13 protein-coding genes are annotated in these 13,339 nt (G+C 74.5%); 4 read left to right on the forward strand and 9 right to left on the reverse strand.

Features of this window, described 5'->3' with window-relative positions:
* Window positions 1-52: 52 nt before the first annotated feature.
* From ABZ873_RS14610 to ABZ873_RS14620, 3 genes are all read right to left on the reverse strand, one after another.
* Window positions 53-469, reverse strand: coding sequence for a hypothetical protein (locus ABZ873_RS14610; RefSeq protein WP_360870504.1), 417 nt, complete (start codon window positions 467-469; stop codon window positions 53-55).
* Window positions 470-539: 70 nt separating this feature from the next.
* The gene (locus ABZ873_RS14615) at window positions 540-1,031 is read right to left on the reverse strand and encodes a DUF3291 domain-containing protein (protein WP_360870507.1); all 492 of its coding nucleotides are present in this window, start codon (window positions 1,029-1,031) and stop codon (window positions 540-542) included.
* Between the two features lie 48 nt (window positions 1,032-1,079).
* Window positions 1,080-1,772, reverse strand: coding sequence for a transcriptional regulator (locus ABZ873_RS14620; protein ID WP_360870510.1), 693 nt, complete (start codon window positions 1,770-1,772; stop codon window positions 1,080-1,082).
* Between the two features lie 126 nt (window positions 1,773-1,898).
* Here ABZ873_RS14620 and ABZ873_RS14625 point away from each other — a divergent pair, with 126 nt between their 5' ends.
* A complete protein-coding gene (locus ABZ873_RS14625) occupies window positions 1,899-2,714 on the forward strand; it encodes an alpha/beta hydrolase (protein ID WP_360870514.1) in 816 nt (271 codons plus the stop codon).
* Window positions 2,715-2,766: 52 nt separating this feature from the next.
* On the opposite strand, the gene ABZ873_RS14630 is transcribed toward ABZ873_RS14625, so the two are convergent.
* On the reverse strand, window positions 2,767-3,174 hold the full coding sequence (locus ABZ873_RS14630) for a PPOX class F420-dependent oxidoreductase (RefSeq protein WP_360870517.1): 408 nt from the start codon (window positions 3,172-3,174) through the stop codon (window positions 2,767-2,769).
* 315 nt (window positions 3,175-3,489) lie between these two features.
* On the opposite strand from ABZ873_RS14630, the gene ABZ873_RS14635 reads away from it, so the two are divergent.
* Window positions 3,490-4,263: a trypsin-like peptidase domain-containing protein gene (locus tag ABZ873_RS14635; protein ID WP_360870520.1), complete on the forward strand. Its 774-nt coding sequence runs from the start codon at window positions 3,490-3,492 to the stop codon at window positions 4,261-4,263.
* Window positions 4,264-4,281: 18 nt separating this feature from the next.
* Here ABZ873_RS14635 and ABZ873_RS14640 read toward each other — a convergent pair whose 3' ends face one another.
* Complete coding sequence (locus ABZ873_RS14640) at window positions 4,282-6,006, reverse strand: GAF domain-containing SpoIIE family protein phosphatase (protein ID WP_360870522.1); 1,725 nt, start codon at window positions 6,004-6,006, stop codon at window positions 4,282-4,284.
* Between the two features lie 141 nt (window positions 6,007-6,147).
* Between ABZ873_RS14640 and ABZ873_RS14645 the strand changes: the two genes are divergently transcribed.
* Both ABZ873_RS14645 and ABZ873_RS14650 read left to right on the forward strand, forming a co-directional pair.
* Window positions 6,148-6,450: a hypothetical protein gene (locus ABZ873_RS14645; RefSeq protein ID WP_360870525.1), complete on the forward strand. Its 303-nt coding sequence runs from the start codon at window positions 6,148-6,150 to the stop codon at window positions 6,448-6,450.
* Between the two features lie 109 nt (window positions 6,451-6,559).
* Window positions 6,560-6,769 (forward strand): hypothetical protein, encoded by a 210-nt coding sequence (locus ABZ873_RS14650; RefSeq protein ID WP_360870528.1) that lies wholly within the window; start codon window positions 6,560-6,562, stop codon window positions 6,767-6,769.
* A 101-nt stretch (window positions 6,770-6,870) separates the two neighbouring features.
* On the opposite strand, the gene ABZ873_RS14655 is transcribed toward ABZ873_RS14650, so the two are convergent.
* From ABZ873_RS14655 to ABZ873_RS14670, 4 genes are all read right to left on the reverse strand, one after another.
* Window positions 6,871-8,235 (reverse strand): carotenoid oxygenase family protein, encoded by a 1,365-nt coding sequence (locus ABZ873_RS14655; protein WP_360870530.1) that lies wholly within the window; start codon window positions 8,233-8,235, stop codon window positions 6,871-6,873.
* A 76-nt stretch (window positions 8,236-8,311) separates the two neighbouring features.
* The gene (locus ABZ873_RS14660; RefSeq protein WP_360870533.1) at window positions 8,312-9,811 is read right to left on the reverse strand and encodes an MFS transporter; all 1,500 of its coding nucleotides are present in this window, start codon (window positions 9,809-9,811) and stop codon (window positions 8,312-8,314) included.
* A 107-nt stretch (window positions 9,812-9,918) separates the two neighbouring features.
* The gene (locus ABZ873_RS14665) at window positions 9,919-11,922 is read right to left on the reverse strand and encodes an ATP-binding protein (protein ID WP_360870536.1); all 2,004 of its coding nucleotides are present in this window, start codon (window positions 11,920-11,922) and stop codon (window positions 9,919-9,921) included.
* Window positions 11,923-12,008: 86 nt separating this feature from the next.
* The gene (locus ABZ873_RS14670) at window positions 12,009-13,286 is read right to left on the reverse strand and encodes a cytochrome P450, cyclodipeptide synthase-associated (RefSeq protein WP_360870539.1); all 1,278 of its coding nucleotides are present in this window, start codon (window positions 13,284-13,286) and stop codon (window positions 12,009-12,011) included.
* Window positions 13,287-13,339 lie beyond the last annotated feature (53 nt).

Raw genomic sequence — 13,339 nt, forward strand, 5'->3', positions numbered from 1 at the left:
GCGCAGTACGAGGATCCGCGCCCCCCGCGGCCGTCCCCGTCAGGGCATCTCGTCAGGGCATCTCGTCCGGGTCGCAGCTGGCCCGGCGCAGGCCGATGGTGCGTAGGGCCCGCATCAGGGCCTCGTGGTCCCCCTCGCGGACGAGGTGGACGGCCCCCTCGGCGGCGAGCCCGGCCACCGCGCGGGGTACGGGCGCGGCGGCGGTGCGGAGCACGACCCCGCCGGGCGGGTCCAGGGCCCGCACGCCGCGGAACAGGCGCAGGACGGCCGGGTCCGAGTCCAGGCTGTCCAGGCCGGGCGGCAGGGCCAGGACGGTGATGTCGGGCAGGAGCACGCGGGCGTGGGCGAGGGCCACGGCGGGGTCGGAGGCGTGCGAGAGGACCTGGAAGTGCGGATTGCGCTGGATGCCCGCGCGCAGCAGTTCCAGCTGCTCGCCCTCGGGCACGCCCACCACCAGCACGGTCATCACGCTCCCCATCGTGCTGTCCGGGCGGGCGCGCGGCGAGTCGGGGGGCGGCCGGTGCCGTGCGTCGGCCGGGTCAGGGCCGGGCGGCCGGGAGGTGTGCGGCCGCCTCGGCGGCGGAGTGGGCGGAGGCGAAGGTGAACGCGCGCGGGGACGGCCCGTGTTCGCGCAGCTCCGCGAGGCGTTCCAGGGCCTCGGGGACGGTGGGGATCTCGCCGGCGGGGATCCACCACAGCACCAGGTGGGCCTCCATGTGGCGTTCGAACCAGTCGCGGCGCCGCCGCATCGCCTCCAGGTGTCCGCTGCGGTAGAGGAAGTCCCACAGGGCCTCGCGGGTCTCCCACACCGAGAGGTTGACGATGACGTTCTCACCCGCGGGGCGCAGACCGGTGGCGTCGCCCGCGCCTTCCTCGATCAGCCGCCAGACGAAGCCGGGGGCGGCGTCGGCGAGGGCGTTGACCGGGTTCAGCATCTCCACGAAGGGAGCCAGGCGCGGGTCGTCGAGGGGGTGGCGGAGGGTCGCGACGTTGAACTGGGCGAGGTGGAAGGCAGGCGTGGGTGAGGTCATGGCCTCATCCCAGCACGGGCCGCATTTCTATGTCAATGAGTATTGTTTTTAGAGTTGTTCGACCACCACGCAGCACTCCCCCGGCCGGGCGTCCATCCGGGCCCGCACCGGGCCGTCCGTACCGAGCAGCCCTTCCAGCAGGGCGAGGTTCATCCCGCAGACGAGTGGCGGGAAGCGCTCGGCGACGGCATGGAAGGGGCAGTTCCGCATCCGCACGACGCGACCGTCCGACTCCTCGCCGGCCTCCTCGCCGCCGCCCCCGCCACTGTCCTCGCCGCCCTCCACATGCGGCTCGTAGCCCCGGGCAGCCAGCAGTTCCATGGCCTCCGCGAGCCCGCCGCAGGGCGCCGCGCCCCCGCGCAGGGCCTCGCCGCGCCGGCGGGCGGCCGCGCAGAGCCCGGCGTCCAGACCGGCCTGCTCGGCCGCCTCGGCCAGCAGTTCGGCGGCGGTGCGGTAGTCCCGGGCGGGCAGCGAGACCGAGCGCTCGCCCGGCGCCCGCGTGTACACCTTGGCGGGGCGGCCCGCCCCGGGCCCCGAACGCCCCGTCAGGCGCCGGCTCCCGCTGACCAGCAGCCCGGCCTCCGTCAGGCGGTCCAGGTGGTGCGCCGCGAGGGTGCGCGCCACGCCCGCGGCCTCGGCCGCCTCGTTGCGCCCGACCTCGCGGCCCTGGGCCACCACGTACTCGTACAGACGGCGCCGCACAGGGTCCTGCAGCACCGCGATCGCATCGATGTCCTCCACCCGGCCATTCTAGAAACGACGCGGATTGGAGTTAGAAAGCGGTGGCGCCGGAAGTGGCGGGATCGCGTTTTCCGTCGGCGGATTACGGCGTACCGGACGCCGGTGCGGCGGCACTAGATTCGGCCCATGGAAGAGATCAGCCACCGGTCGGCCGACGACTGCACCCTGCACGCCACCCTCATGGGAGAGGGCGAGGCCCTGGTCCTTCTGCACGCCGGCGGCCCTGACCACAGGAGCATGCTTCCGCTGGCCGAACGGCTCGCCGATCGCTTCCTGGTCGTCCTGCCCGATCTGCGAGGCTACGGCCGGTCGGTCTGCAGGGAACCCGCCCGCTACACCTGGGCCCGGTACGTCGAGGACGTCATAGGGCTCCTGGACCGCATCGGCCGCTCCCGTGCCGTACTCGCCGGGGCGGGTCTGGGCTCCACGATCACCCTCCGGACAGCGGCCGCACACCCGGACCGGGTCCGGGCAGCCGTGCTCATCGGGGTGGAGGACATCGAGGACGACGAGGCCAAGGAGGCCGAGATCCGCTTCCTCGACGCGTTCGCCGCCCGTGTCGCGGCCGAGGGCATCGAGGCGGGCTGGGCGCCCGTCCTCGCCGCCTTCCCTCCCCTTGTCGGTTCCATGGTGCGCGACGCCATCCCCCGGTCGGACCCCGCCAGCATCGTGGCCGCGGCCGCCATCGGCCAGGACCGCTCCTTCCGGAGCGTCGACGAACTCGCGACGATCACCGTGCCGACGCTCGTCTTCCCGGGCACCGACCCACGCCACCCCAGCGCTCTCGCCGAAGCGGCCGCCCGCACCCTGCCCCACGGCCGACTGGCCGCGATCCCGATCGGCGACGACCTCCTGACCGCCGTGGACCTCGCCCGCGCCACCGCTCCCGCCATCCGGGAGTTCCTGGCCGGAGCGGTCCCGCCCGTGGCCGGCACGGAGTGATCGTGGCGGTGTGACGGGACCGGTCGTGACGTCCCCCTTCGCGGCCGGAGCGCTAGAGAGAACCGACGACCTTGCGGGGCACGACCCGGACCACCACGCGGGGCGCGTCCTCGCCCGAGGCGGGGTTGAAGTCCGCGTACTCCTTGCCCGTGTACTTCCGCGAGAGCGCGTCGATGAGCCGCTGGCCGCCCTCGGTGTCCAGCTCGGCCGTGCCGCGCACCTCGGCGTAGGTGTACGGCGCGTCCGGCGGGTTGATCATCACGGTGATCCGGGGGTCGCGGCGCAGGTTCCGCTCCTTGCGGCGCCCCACGGTGGTGGAGATGAGGAGGTCGTCGCCGTCGCGCATGAGCCAGGTCACCGACAGCTGCGGGCTGCCGTCGGGCTGGACGGTGGCCACGGTCGCGAAGACCGGGGATTCGTCGATGATGCGCTTGAGATCGTCGGAGAGTGTGGTGGACATGGCCTGGGCCTTTCCGGAAGGGCGCCCGTGCCCGCGGCACGGAACGACGAGGTGTGACCCCGCGTCACCCTAGCCCCGGGGCGCCCGGACCGCGCGGCCACGCGCTTCGTGCGGCGCACGATCACCCCCCTGCCCGGCCCCCGCCGGCTGTGCCGGGAGTGGCTGGGCATGCGACTCATAACCCTCTGGGGCGGGCGTGGCGAACCGTGGTACGAACCGGTGTACGCCTCTTCGGGCGGCCGGACCGCGCGGTCGGGCCGCCCCCACCGAACGGAGTTGGTCCTGTTGTTCAGTGCGTTACGTGTGTCACGCGCGTTGCCCGCGATACGTGCCGTGCGGGCCGCCGCCCTCACCGTCCTGCTCGCGGGGGCCTCCCTGCTCGCCGCGGGCGCACCCGCGAGCGCGAGCGCCGCCGCCCCCACTCCGGTGGGCGGGGGCACGGGGATCATCTTCCGGATCACCCCCACTCCGCAGGAGCCCGCCGGCTACTACATCTGCACGCTCACGGCGGTCGGACGCGACGGCGCGGGCAACCTCGTGGCCCTGACGAACGCCCACTGCTTCATCGACGACGCCGGCAACAAGCTGGTCGGCGAGCAGGTCTACCGGGACAGCTCCCCGGCGGGCACCGCCTTCGCCCCCGCCCCCGTCGAGAACAGCCGCCCCGACCTGGCTACGGGCCCGATCGGCACCGTGACGTACGTCAGCACCCCCAACAACCTGCTGAACTCCGGCCCCAAGGGCCTGGATTACGCGGTCATCAAGCTCGACGAGAGCCGGGTGGCCCCCACCAGCACGGTGGGCGGTACGACGATCACCTCCCTCGGCGCGCCGCCGCCCAACGGCACCCGCATGTGCAAGGAGGGCCACCGGACGGGCCTGACCTGCGCCATGAAGCTGGGCACGAACGGGATCTGGTTCACGCACCTGATCTGGACGAACGCCGGTGACTCGGGCTCGCCCGTGGTGCACGGCCAGACCCTGGTGGGCAACGCCTGGGGCGCGCAGCACAGTTCCCCGATCCTCAGCATCCTCGACGAGATGAACGCCCAGGGCGGCGTGGGCGCGGGCTTCCACCTGGTGCCCTGATCACTCGGCTCGCTCGGCTCACTCGGCTCTCTCGGCCTCCCGGCCCGGCGCCACCCTGACAGCGAGCAGCACGGTGTCGTCCTCCGCCCTCGCCGGTGCCACGGTGTCCGCCAGGTGCTGGAGGACGTCGCCCAGGGGTGTCGCCGGATCGGCCTCGGCCAGCAGGAGGGCGGTGCGGTGGATGACGTCGTCCAGGTCCTCGTCGCGGTGCTCGACCAGCCCGTCCGTGTAGAGCAGGAGCGTGCTGCCGGGCGGCAGCAGCCGCGTGTGGCTGCTGCGGGACACGGGCGGCAGCGAGGGGTGCAGGAGCAGGTCGTGGACGTCCATGCGCTCCGCCGCCGCGCCCGCCGCCTCCGGGTGGACGAGCAGCGGCGGCGGATGGCCCGCGTTGGTCCACGTCAGCTGCCAGTGCCCGGCGGGGCGCGGCGCGAGGTGGCCGTGGACCAGGGTGCCGCCCGTCGGCACGCCGAGTGTCCCGGACGCCTCCACCAGGGCCTCGACCGCGTGGTGCGGGGGATGGCCCCGGTGGTCGTGGTCCGCCTGCCGGAGCATGCTGCGCACCTGCCCCATGACGGTGGCGGCGCGCATGTCGTGCCCGGTGATGTCCCCGACGGTCACGGCCCAGGCGCCGCCGTCCCCCGGCAGCGGGTAGAGGTCGTACCAGTCCCCGCCGACCATGTCCTGGCGGGCGGCGGGCCGGTAGAGGGCGGCGGTCTCCAGGCCCCCGACGGCGGGCAGTCCGGTGAGCATGGCCTCCTGGAGGCTGCGCGCGACCGAGATCCGCTCGTCGAGGTAGAGGGCGCGCTCGACGGCCCGCGCGGTGTAGTCGGCCAGTACGACGAGCAGCGCGCGCTCGGCGGGCTCCACGGCGTGCGGGATGTCCCAGCCGAGCGCCAGCACCCCGAGGATCCCGTCGGCGGCGGGCAGTGGTACGCAGACCAGCGTCTGCAGGCCCAGGGCTTCGAAGCGGGCCAGGACCTCGGGCCCGTAGCCGCTCTCCAGGGCCGTGCGGTCGCGTATCACCACCGTCCGCCCCTCCCGTACGGCCTTGGCCTCCGGGCGGTCGGCGGCGGTCTCGTACTCCTGCCCGTGGTCCCGCCACGGGTCCGCGCCGCCGGGCATCGAGACCCGGCGGAGCAGTCCGTCCTCGCCGATGAGCAGCAGGCCGACGTGCGAGGGCTTGAGGTCGCCGCCGGCCAGCTCGCCCACCCGCTCGCAGACCTCCATCAGCCCGCTGGTGTCGCCCAGGCCCTCCGCCGCCCGCAGCAGCAGCTGGGCCCGGCCCAGCAGCGATTCCATCCGGTCGGCGTCCGCCTCCGCGATCCCGGCGGCCTCCTCGGCCTCCACCTGCCCCCGCCAGGCGGCCCGGGAGCGGCTGCGCAGGCGCATCTGGGCGCTGCACGCGGCCGCCAGCTCCCCGAGGTCGCGCAGATCGTCCTCGCTCCACGTGCGCGGTCCCTCGTCGGTGACCGCGAGCACGCCCAGCAGCTCGCCCCCGGAGCCGATCATGGGGATACCGGCGAAGGCGAGGCCCGGCCCGCCCGGCAGGGCCAGCGGCGCGCCCTGCCCGGCGGCGCGCCGGCACAGCTCCGCGATCTCGGGCTCCACGGGTCCGGCGGGCCAGCTCTCGCCGCCCAGGGGGTCGTCGTCCGGAGCCTCGTCCTCCAGCACACCGTCCGGCACCCATACGAGGCCGCGCGAGGCGGCCAGGAGGCGGGCGGCGAGGCGCGCGAACCGGTTCACCGCGTTCCCTTCACGTCGGGCGTGCCGTGGTGGCACGCGTGCCACCCAGCGTATGCGCGGCATCCGGTGTGCGAGCCCGGCGTACCTGAGGGACGCTGGCGTCATGGCAGTGCAGGTGTCGGCGCGGACCCTGGAGGGCGGATGACCTGGGCATCATGGACCACGCAGGGCGTCTACGCCGGGCGGGGCGGCGTACGGACCGACGGCGCGCCCGTCCTGACCGGCCAGCTCGACGTCCATACGACCTGGACCGAGGCGGACGGCATGGCGCATGTCGCCGTACAGCACAGCGGTGGCGCGGAATGGTTCACGCTGACGGGCAGCCCGGTTCCCTGCCCGAGCGCGGAGGCGAGCCGCACCCTGCACGACGCCGTCCTGCGCGCGGTGCGCGCCGGGAACGCGGCGACGCTCCCGCACCCGGACGCCTCGATGGGGAACGCCTGAGCGCGGCGGACGCTCCCGGTCCGGCCCGGGTCCCCGGCCGGACCGCATACCGGCCGGTCGCAGGGGTAGGCGCGGGCAGGACAGCGACACGTACCGAGGAGGAGCCGCCATGAGCCCGGACCGGCGACCGCACCTGCCCCCTCCCGTTCCGGAGGACCCCGACGCCCCCACCCCCGACCTGCCGCCGCTCGGCCCGTCCGCGCCGGATCTGCCGGGGGCCGGCCCGGAGGAGTCCCGGGAGGACCCGCCGGAGGACGATCCGAAGCGGGCGGGCTCGGCGGACCGCTCGGCCGAGCGGGCGGAGGAGCCCCCGGACTAGACGGCGGGAGACGTGACGGAACGGCCGGACCCGCGGGACACCGCGGCTCCGGCCGTTCCGTGTGCCGGCCCCGGGGGCAGGGCCGGCGGACCGTGGGGCTGTCAGGCCGTGAGGCCGTCCAGCGCGGTGTCCGGGATCCACGAGCCGTGGATGCCGCCGGGCACCCGGCGGGGCAGGTGGACGGTGGCGACCGGGTCGAGGTTGGCCGCCTCCAGGACGAGGAGCTGCGAGGAGTCCTGCTTGAGGTCGGAGACCACGGTCAGGAGGTAGCCGTCGTCCTCACAGACGGCCCCGGCGGCGGGGACGAAGACGGCTTCGCCCGGCATCCGGGCGTCGCCGACCTGATGGATGCGGCGGGCGCCGGTGGTGCGGTCGTACTTGACCACGCCGTAGCCGCCGAAGCCCTTCTCGTCGGGGAAGGCGATGGCGTACTGGTAGCGGTTCTCGGCGCCCAGGAAGTCCTCGTTGAGGGTGGGGAACTCCACCGGCAGGTCGTCGATGATCTGCTCGTCGACGGTGCCGTCGGCCATGTCGACCACCCAGCGGCGGGTGTAGGAGCGGGAGCCCGGCTCGGAGCCGCGGTCCGGGGCGCCGGCCCACCAGTTCCAGGAGAGGCGGAAGCCCTCCCGGTCCACGGTCGGGCCCTCCAGGACGATCCGGCCGCGGCCGTCCTCGTAGGCGTTGCCGACGTGCAGCATGTTGCCCGGCTCGATGGAGAACCAGCGGATGTGCCGGGTGCCGTCCTCGCCGCGCGGCATCACGCCGATGCGGGCGGGCTGCTGGTCGCTCCAGCCGTAGGGGATGCCGGAGTGCTCGGTGGGGTCGAAGGTGACGTTGCCCTCCATGAAGACGACGTGGTGGCGGGTGATCGCGAAGTCGTGCTTGAGGGCGGCCGTGGCACCCGGGATCTCGGCGCTGTGGATGATCTCGCCCTTGGCGTCGGAGACGTAGTACATGAGGTAGGGCGGGAAGGGCGAGGAGCCGAAGAAGTGGAGCTCGCCGGTGACCGGGTCCTCCTTGGGGTGCGCGGTCATCGCGGAGGTGAGCTTGCCCTTGAAGTCGAAGGCTCCGACGGTGTCCAGCTCGGGAGTCAGTTCGAAGGGGTAGTTCGACTCGCAGAGGGCGAGCAGGCGTCCGGCGTGCTCGATGACGTGGGTGCCGGCGGTGCTGGCGGTCAGGTCGGGGCCGCGGTCGGTCATGTACGGGGCGCCGTCGAGGGCGGGGGTGTGGACCCAGCGGTTGCGGTACCACTCGGCGCGGCCCTCGCGCAGCCGGATGCCGTGCACCATGCCGCTGCCCTTGAACCAGTGGGTGGGGGTGACGCCGGGCTTCGGGTTGTGCCCGTTGCGGATCAGACGGCCGGTCAGCTCGGGGGGCAGGGTGCCCTCGACGGTGAGCCCGGTGGCAGAGATCTCGTCGACGACGGGGGTGTAGTGGCCGGTGAGGTACGGCTTCGGGGTGGTCATGGCGTTGCCTTTCGCGGGGGTGGTGCCGGGGTGGGGAAGAGGTCGCCCGGGTGGGGTGGTACGGGATTCCACGCGCTCAGTGGGACCGGCTGAGCCCGGGGCCGACGGGCCGCGGTTCGGGCGCCGGGGCGGTGGCGGGGGTGGTGGTACGGGGGCTCGTGGGGCGGGTGAGGAACAGTGCGAGCAGGGCCGTCGCGGCCAGGATCGCGGCGGAGACGGTGAAGGCCGCCCGGTAGCCGGCGGTCAGGGCCTCCCGTACGGGCTCGTGGGCCGCCGCGGTCACGGATCCGGCGAGGGTGGTCAGGACGGCGAGGCCGATCACGCCGCCGACCTGGCGGGTGGTGTTCACCAGTCCGCCGGCCAGACCGGTGTCCTTGCCCGGGACCCCGTCCACGGCGAAGGTGGTGAGCTCGACGAAGGAGATGCTGAGGCCGAGCCCGACGAGGACGCTCGGGCCGAGCACGTCCACCGCGTAGCTCCCGTCGGCGTGCAGCCGGGACAGCCACAGCATTCCGGCGGCCTCGATGAGCAGGGCCGCGGTGACGGTGGCCCGGGCGCCGAAGCGGCGGGCGATCTGCGGGGCGAGGACGGCGCCGAGCATATTGGCGGCGGCGAAGGGCAGTTGGCCGAGGCCGGTGGCCAGCGGGCCGGAGCCGAGGACGTGCTGCTGGTAGAGCGGGAGGAAGAAGAAGAGGGCGATCCACACCGAACCCATCAGCGCCATCAGCAGATTGCCCGCCGCGACCCGCCCGGTGCGGAAGAGCCGGGGCGGTACCAGCGCGTGCGGCCGGCTTCGCTCGATGACCACGAAGGCGCCGAGCAGCAGGACGGCGGCGCCGAGCGCGCCCAGTACCCGGGGGTCGGTCCAGCCGGCGCCGCGGGCCGTGGTCAGGCCCCAGACCAGGCCGGTCAGGGCGAGGGTGACGGTGGTGGTGCCCAGCAGGTCGAAGCGGCCGGCGGGCTCCGCGGCCCCGGCCGCCGGCCGCGGTACGAGGAGGACCACGGCGGCCAGGACGCCCGCCGTCGCCAGCGCCACCGAGTGGAAGATCCACGGCCAGCCCCACGCCTGGGTCAGGGCGCCGCCGAGGATGACACCGCTGGCGCCGCCCGCTCCGGAGACCGCTCCCCAGACGCCCAGCGCCCGGCCCCGGCCGGCGCCCGTGGGGAAGCTCTCCATCACCAGGGCGAGCGCGGCGGGGGCGATGGCCGCGGCGCCGAGACCCTGGACGGCGCGGGCCGCGATCAGTACGGCCGAGGAGGTCGCGAGCCCGGCCGCGAGCGAGGACAGGGCGAACAGGGCGAGCCCGGCGATCAGCACCCGGCGGCGGCCGAGCAGGTCACCGACCCGGCCGCCCGCCAGGAGCAGGGCCCCGAACGCCAGGCCGTAGGCGTTGACCACCCAGGTGGTCCCGCCGTCCGAGAGGCCGACCCCGGCGCTGATCTGCGGGAGCGCCACGTTCACGATGGATGTCGCGAGCATGACGGTGAACTGGGCCGCGGCAAGCGCCGCGAGCACCGCCTGCGGCCGGTGGGGCCGGGCTGCCGCCCGGTCCTTCTGTGTGCGTGCTGCGTTCATGGGGCACAGACTCGTGCCGGACGCTGTCCACTCTCCAGAGCGGGCGGCGCCCTACGCTGTCCACCGCTGTCCGCGGCTGTCCACCGGGCGGCTGCCCGCCGTACGGGCTACCGGGGGCCGTGCAGTTCCCGTTCCCACAGGGCCTCGCACAGCAGGTCCAGGCCCTGGCGCAGGTGGCGGCGGTACGTGCCGTACGGGAGGCCGAGGCGGCGGGCGGCGGCCTCCTGGGTGGGCGCACCGGAGAAGTAGCCGGCGGCCAGCGCCTCGCGGGCCCGCACCCCGCGCGGATCCCCGGCGAGCTCGTCGACGGCCCGGCGCAGCAGGGCGCGCGACTCCCCCACCGGGTCGTCCAGATCGGCGGCGAGCCGGGTGCGCAGCAGGGCGCAGGCGGCGAAGGCGCCCGTGTCGCGCCAGTGCGCCAGGGCCTCGCGTACGGCCTGGTCGAAGACGGAGCGGGAGACGGGCGAGGGTCCGGCGGCGGGGAGCGGTTCGTCGGTGAGGGAGATGAACCGCTGGAGCCAGCGCTCGACGGGGGTGCGCCGCCAGTCGACGGCGAACAGCCCGTAGGTGTGCTCGCCGACGCGCGGGCGGGCCCCGGTGTCGTCGAGGGTGCCCCGGACGCGTTCGGCCCAGGCGTCGGCGTCCCGGTAGACGGCGAATCCGTAGGCGCGGCCGCGGGCGCGGGCGGACTCCGCCTGGGCGCGGGAGCTGCTGAGGTCGATGACCCGCGAGGGCACCTGGTACCGCTCGGGGTAGACGGTGAAGCGGCTGATGCCGATGTGCTCGCCGGGGCTCACGGGCGCGTCGGCGTCGGTGTGCCGCCAGGCGGCGGCGACCACCGGGTCGGTGGCCAGGTCCTGCGGGTCGGGGGGTGCCGGGAGGGCGAGCCGGGCGGTGAAGGCGACGATCCGGCCGGTGCTGACGAGCCGGTAGACGCTGAACGCCTGCGGCTGGCGGTCGGCCCAGTAGCGGACGAGGTCGGCGGAGGCGGGGCCCTCGGTCTCCTCGGCCATCCGCAGGACGGTGTCGAGGTCGTCGGGGTGCAGGGGGCGGTCGTGCACCTCGTCCTCGCGGGACCAGGTGCGCAGCCGGGCGAGGGTCTTGCCCTCCCGGAAGAGGTAGAACAGCTCGTCGGTGACGGTCCACACGCGTTCGTCGGGGGCCTCGCGCAGCAGCCGCAGGTATTCGTCGGCGAGGCGGCCGCGCATGGTCTCGAAGGCGTTCGGTGCCCGCCAGCGCAGGTCGGCGGCGAGGGTTTCGCGTGCGGCGTCGTGCGGGTGGAGGCCGCGGTGGGTGGCCTCCATGAAGGGCAGGTCGCGCAGCCAGGCGAAGAGGAGGTGGGCGTCCTCCTCGGGCAGGACGGCGGCGAGCAGTTCCTCGGAGGTGGAGTGCGCCTGCGCGGCGAGCTCCAGGGCACGCCGGTGGGCCGCGGTGGGGACCTCGCCGATCAGCCCCGACAGCAGGGTGCGCAGGACGTCCGCCGAGGGGGCCCAGATCTCCTCGCGGCCGCAGCCCGCCGATCCGGCCGCGGCGGCCAGGGAGAGGGCGAGGGGGTTGCCCCCGGCGAAGCGCAGGACGCGGTCGCGCAGTTCGGGCCGGATGTCCGCCGCGACGAGCAGCCCGCGGGCCTGGTCCTCGGAGAAGGGCTCCAGTTCGGTCACGTGCAGCAGCCGGGACCAGGCGGGGTCGGCGCTCCACTGCGGCTCGGGCGGGCGCCGGCCGCCCAGGACGACAAGGGTGTCGTCGGCGGCGCGGGGCAGGAAGTGGTGCCACAGCCAGCTCTCCAGCCACTGGCAGTGCTCGAAGGAGTCCACGAGCAGGACGGTGCCGGGTACGTCCAGGAAGGGGCCCGCGGCGCGTTCGAACTCGGCGGGGTCCCGGCTGACGAACCGCCCGTCGAGCTCGACGAGCAGCCGTCCGGCGGCCCGCGCGTGGTCGGCCAGCCGCCGCAGCAGCGTGGACTTCCCTATGCCGCCCGGCCCGCACACGTAGAACGCGAACGGTGCCTGCGGATCCCCCGCCAAGGCCGCCTCGAAGCGCTCCAGTTGATCGTCGCGGCCTATGAAGGCCCGCACGCGGGCCCGGCTGAGTCTTTCTCCCACGGACACCATGGCCGTTCTCCTTGCCCTCTGTTCCACGCGGCGTTCCACCCTGCCGCGCGGGGGCGCCGCCTCGGAGCCCCCGCTTCCTGTACGAGTCACTTCGCGCGCCCGGGGTTCCCCTCGCCGGGCCGTCCGCCGGGGCCGGGGGCGGTGCCGGGGGTGAAGTCGAGCGAGAGGGAGACCGGGCCTCGGGTGTACAGGCCGGTCTCCCGGTAGTGGAAGCCGGGGCTGTAGCGGACCTCGTCGAGCAGCGGCAGGAGCATCGCGGCGACCGTCTCGATCTCGGCGCGGGCGAAGGCGGCGCCCACGCACTGGTGGAGTCCGGTGCCGAAGGCCAGGTGCTGGGCTGCGGCGGTGAAGGAGCGGGCGGTGCCCAGGTCCGGGCGGTGGAGGTCGAAGGAGTCCGGGTCGGTGAACGCCTCGGGGTCGCGGTTCGCCGCGCCGATCATGCAGAAGACGGTGGCGCCCGCCGGTACGCCGGTGCCGCCGAAGTCGGTGTCGTACCGGGCTCGCCGGGGCACGAGCTGGACCGGCGGGGTGTGGCGCAGGGTCTCGGCGATCGCGGCGGGCAGCAGCCCGGGGTCCGCGCGGACGGCGGCGAGCTGCCCGGGGTGGTCGATGAGGTGCTTGAAGAGCAGGGCGAGGGTTTTGTCGGCGGGCTCGGCGGCGGCGACGAGCACGTTGAGGATCAGGGCGGTGACATCCCCGTCGCTCATGGCCACGCCGTCGAACTCCGCCGCGCAGAGCCTCGATATCAGGTCCTCGCGGGGGTGGCGGCGGCGCTCCGCGATGACGGGCAGCAGGTACGCCTCCAGCCGCTCGGCGCAGTCCAGGCAGTGGCGGCGGCGCTCCGGGGTAAGGGTGACGCTGGTGATGAACTCGGCGACGCCGTGGTGCCAGGCCGCCAGTTGGCGCCAGTCCCGTTTGTCCAGTCCGAGGACGTCGAGGGTGACCTGCACGGCGAAGGGCCTGCCGAAGTCGTTGACCAGGTCGATGCGGCCCCGGTGGAGGAAGGGGGCGAGCAGGGCGGTGGCGTTGGAGCGGATGGCGCGCAGCTGGTCCTGGAGGGCCGGGCCGGTGAAACCCCGTACGACGATCTTGCGTTTGGCGGTGTGCTCGGCGCCGGTCATCTGGGCGAGGACCCGGCCGCGCATCACCGGTTCGGCGCGCAGCTGGAGGGTTTCGGTGGTGAACGCCTCGTGGTCGGTCAGGACGCGCTTGACGTCCGCGTGGCGGGAGAGGAAGTAGCTGTCGATCTCCGGCTCGTGGTGCACCGGGGCCTGCTCCCTGAGCGCCGCGAAGTGGCGGTAGGGGTCGGCCGCGAACTCCTCCGACAGGACGCTGAGGGTGGCTGCGGGTGCGGGTACGGGCACGGTGGGGCCTTTCGGGGGGCGCGGCGCGCATGGGGGTGGGCGCGCGGGTGACG

This window comes from Streptomyces sp. NPDC047014, from assembly GCF_040644195.1.
Classification (GTDB): domain Bacteria; phylum Actinomycetota; class Actinomycetes; order Streptomycetales; family Streptomycetaceae; genus Streptomyces.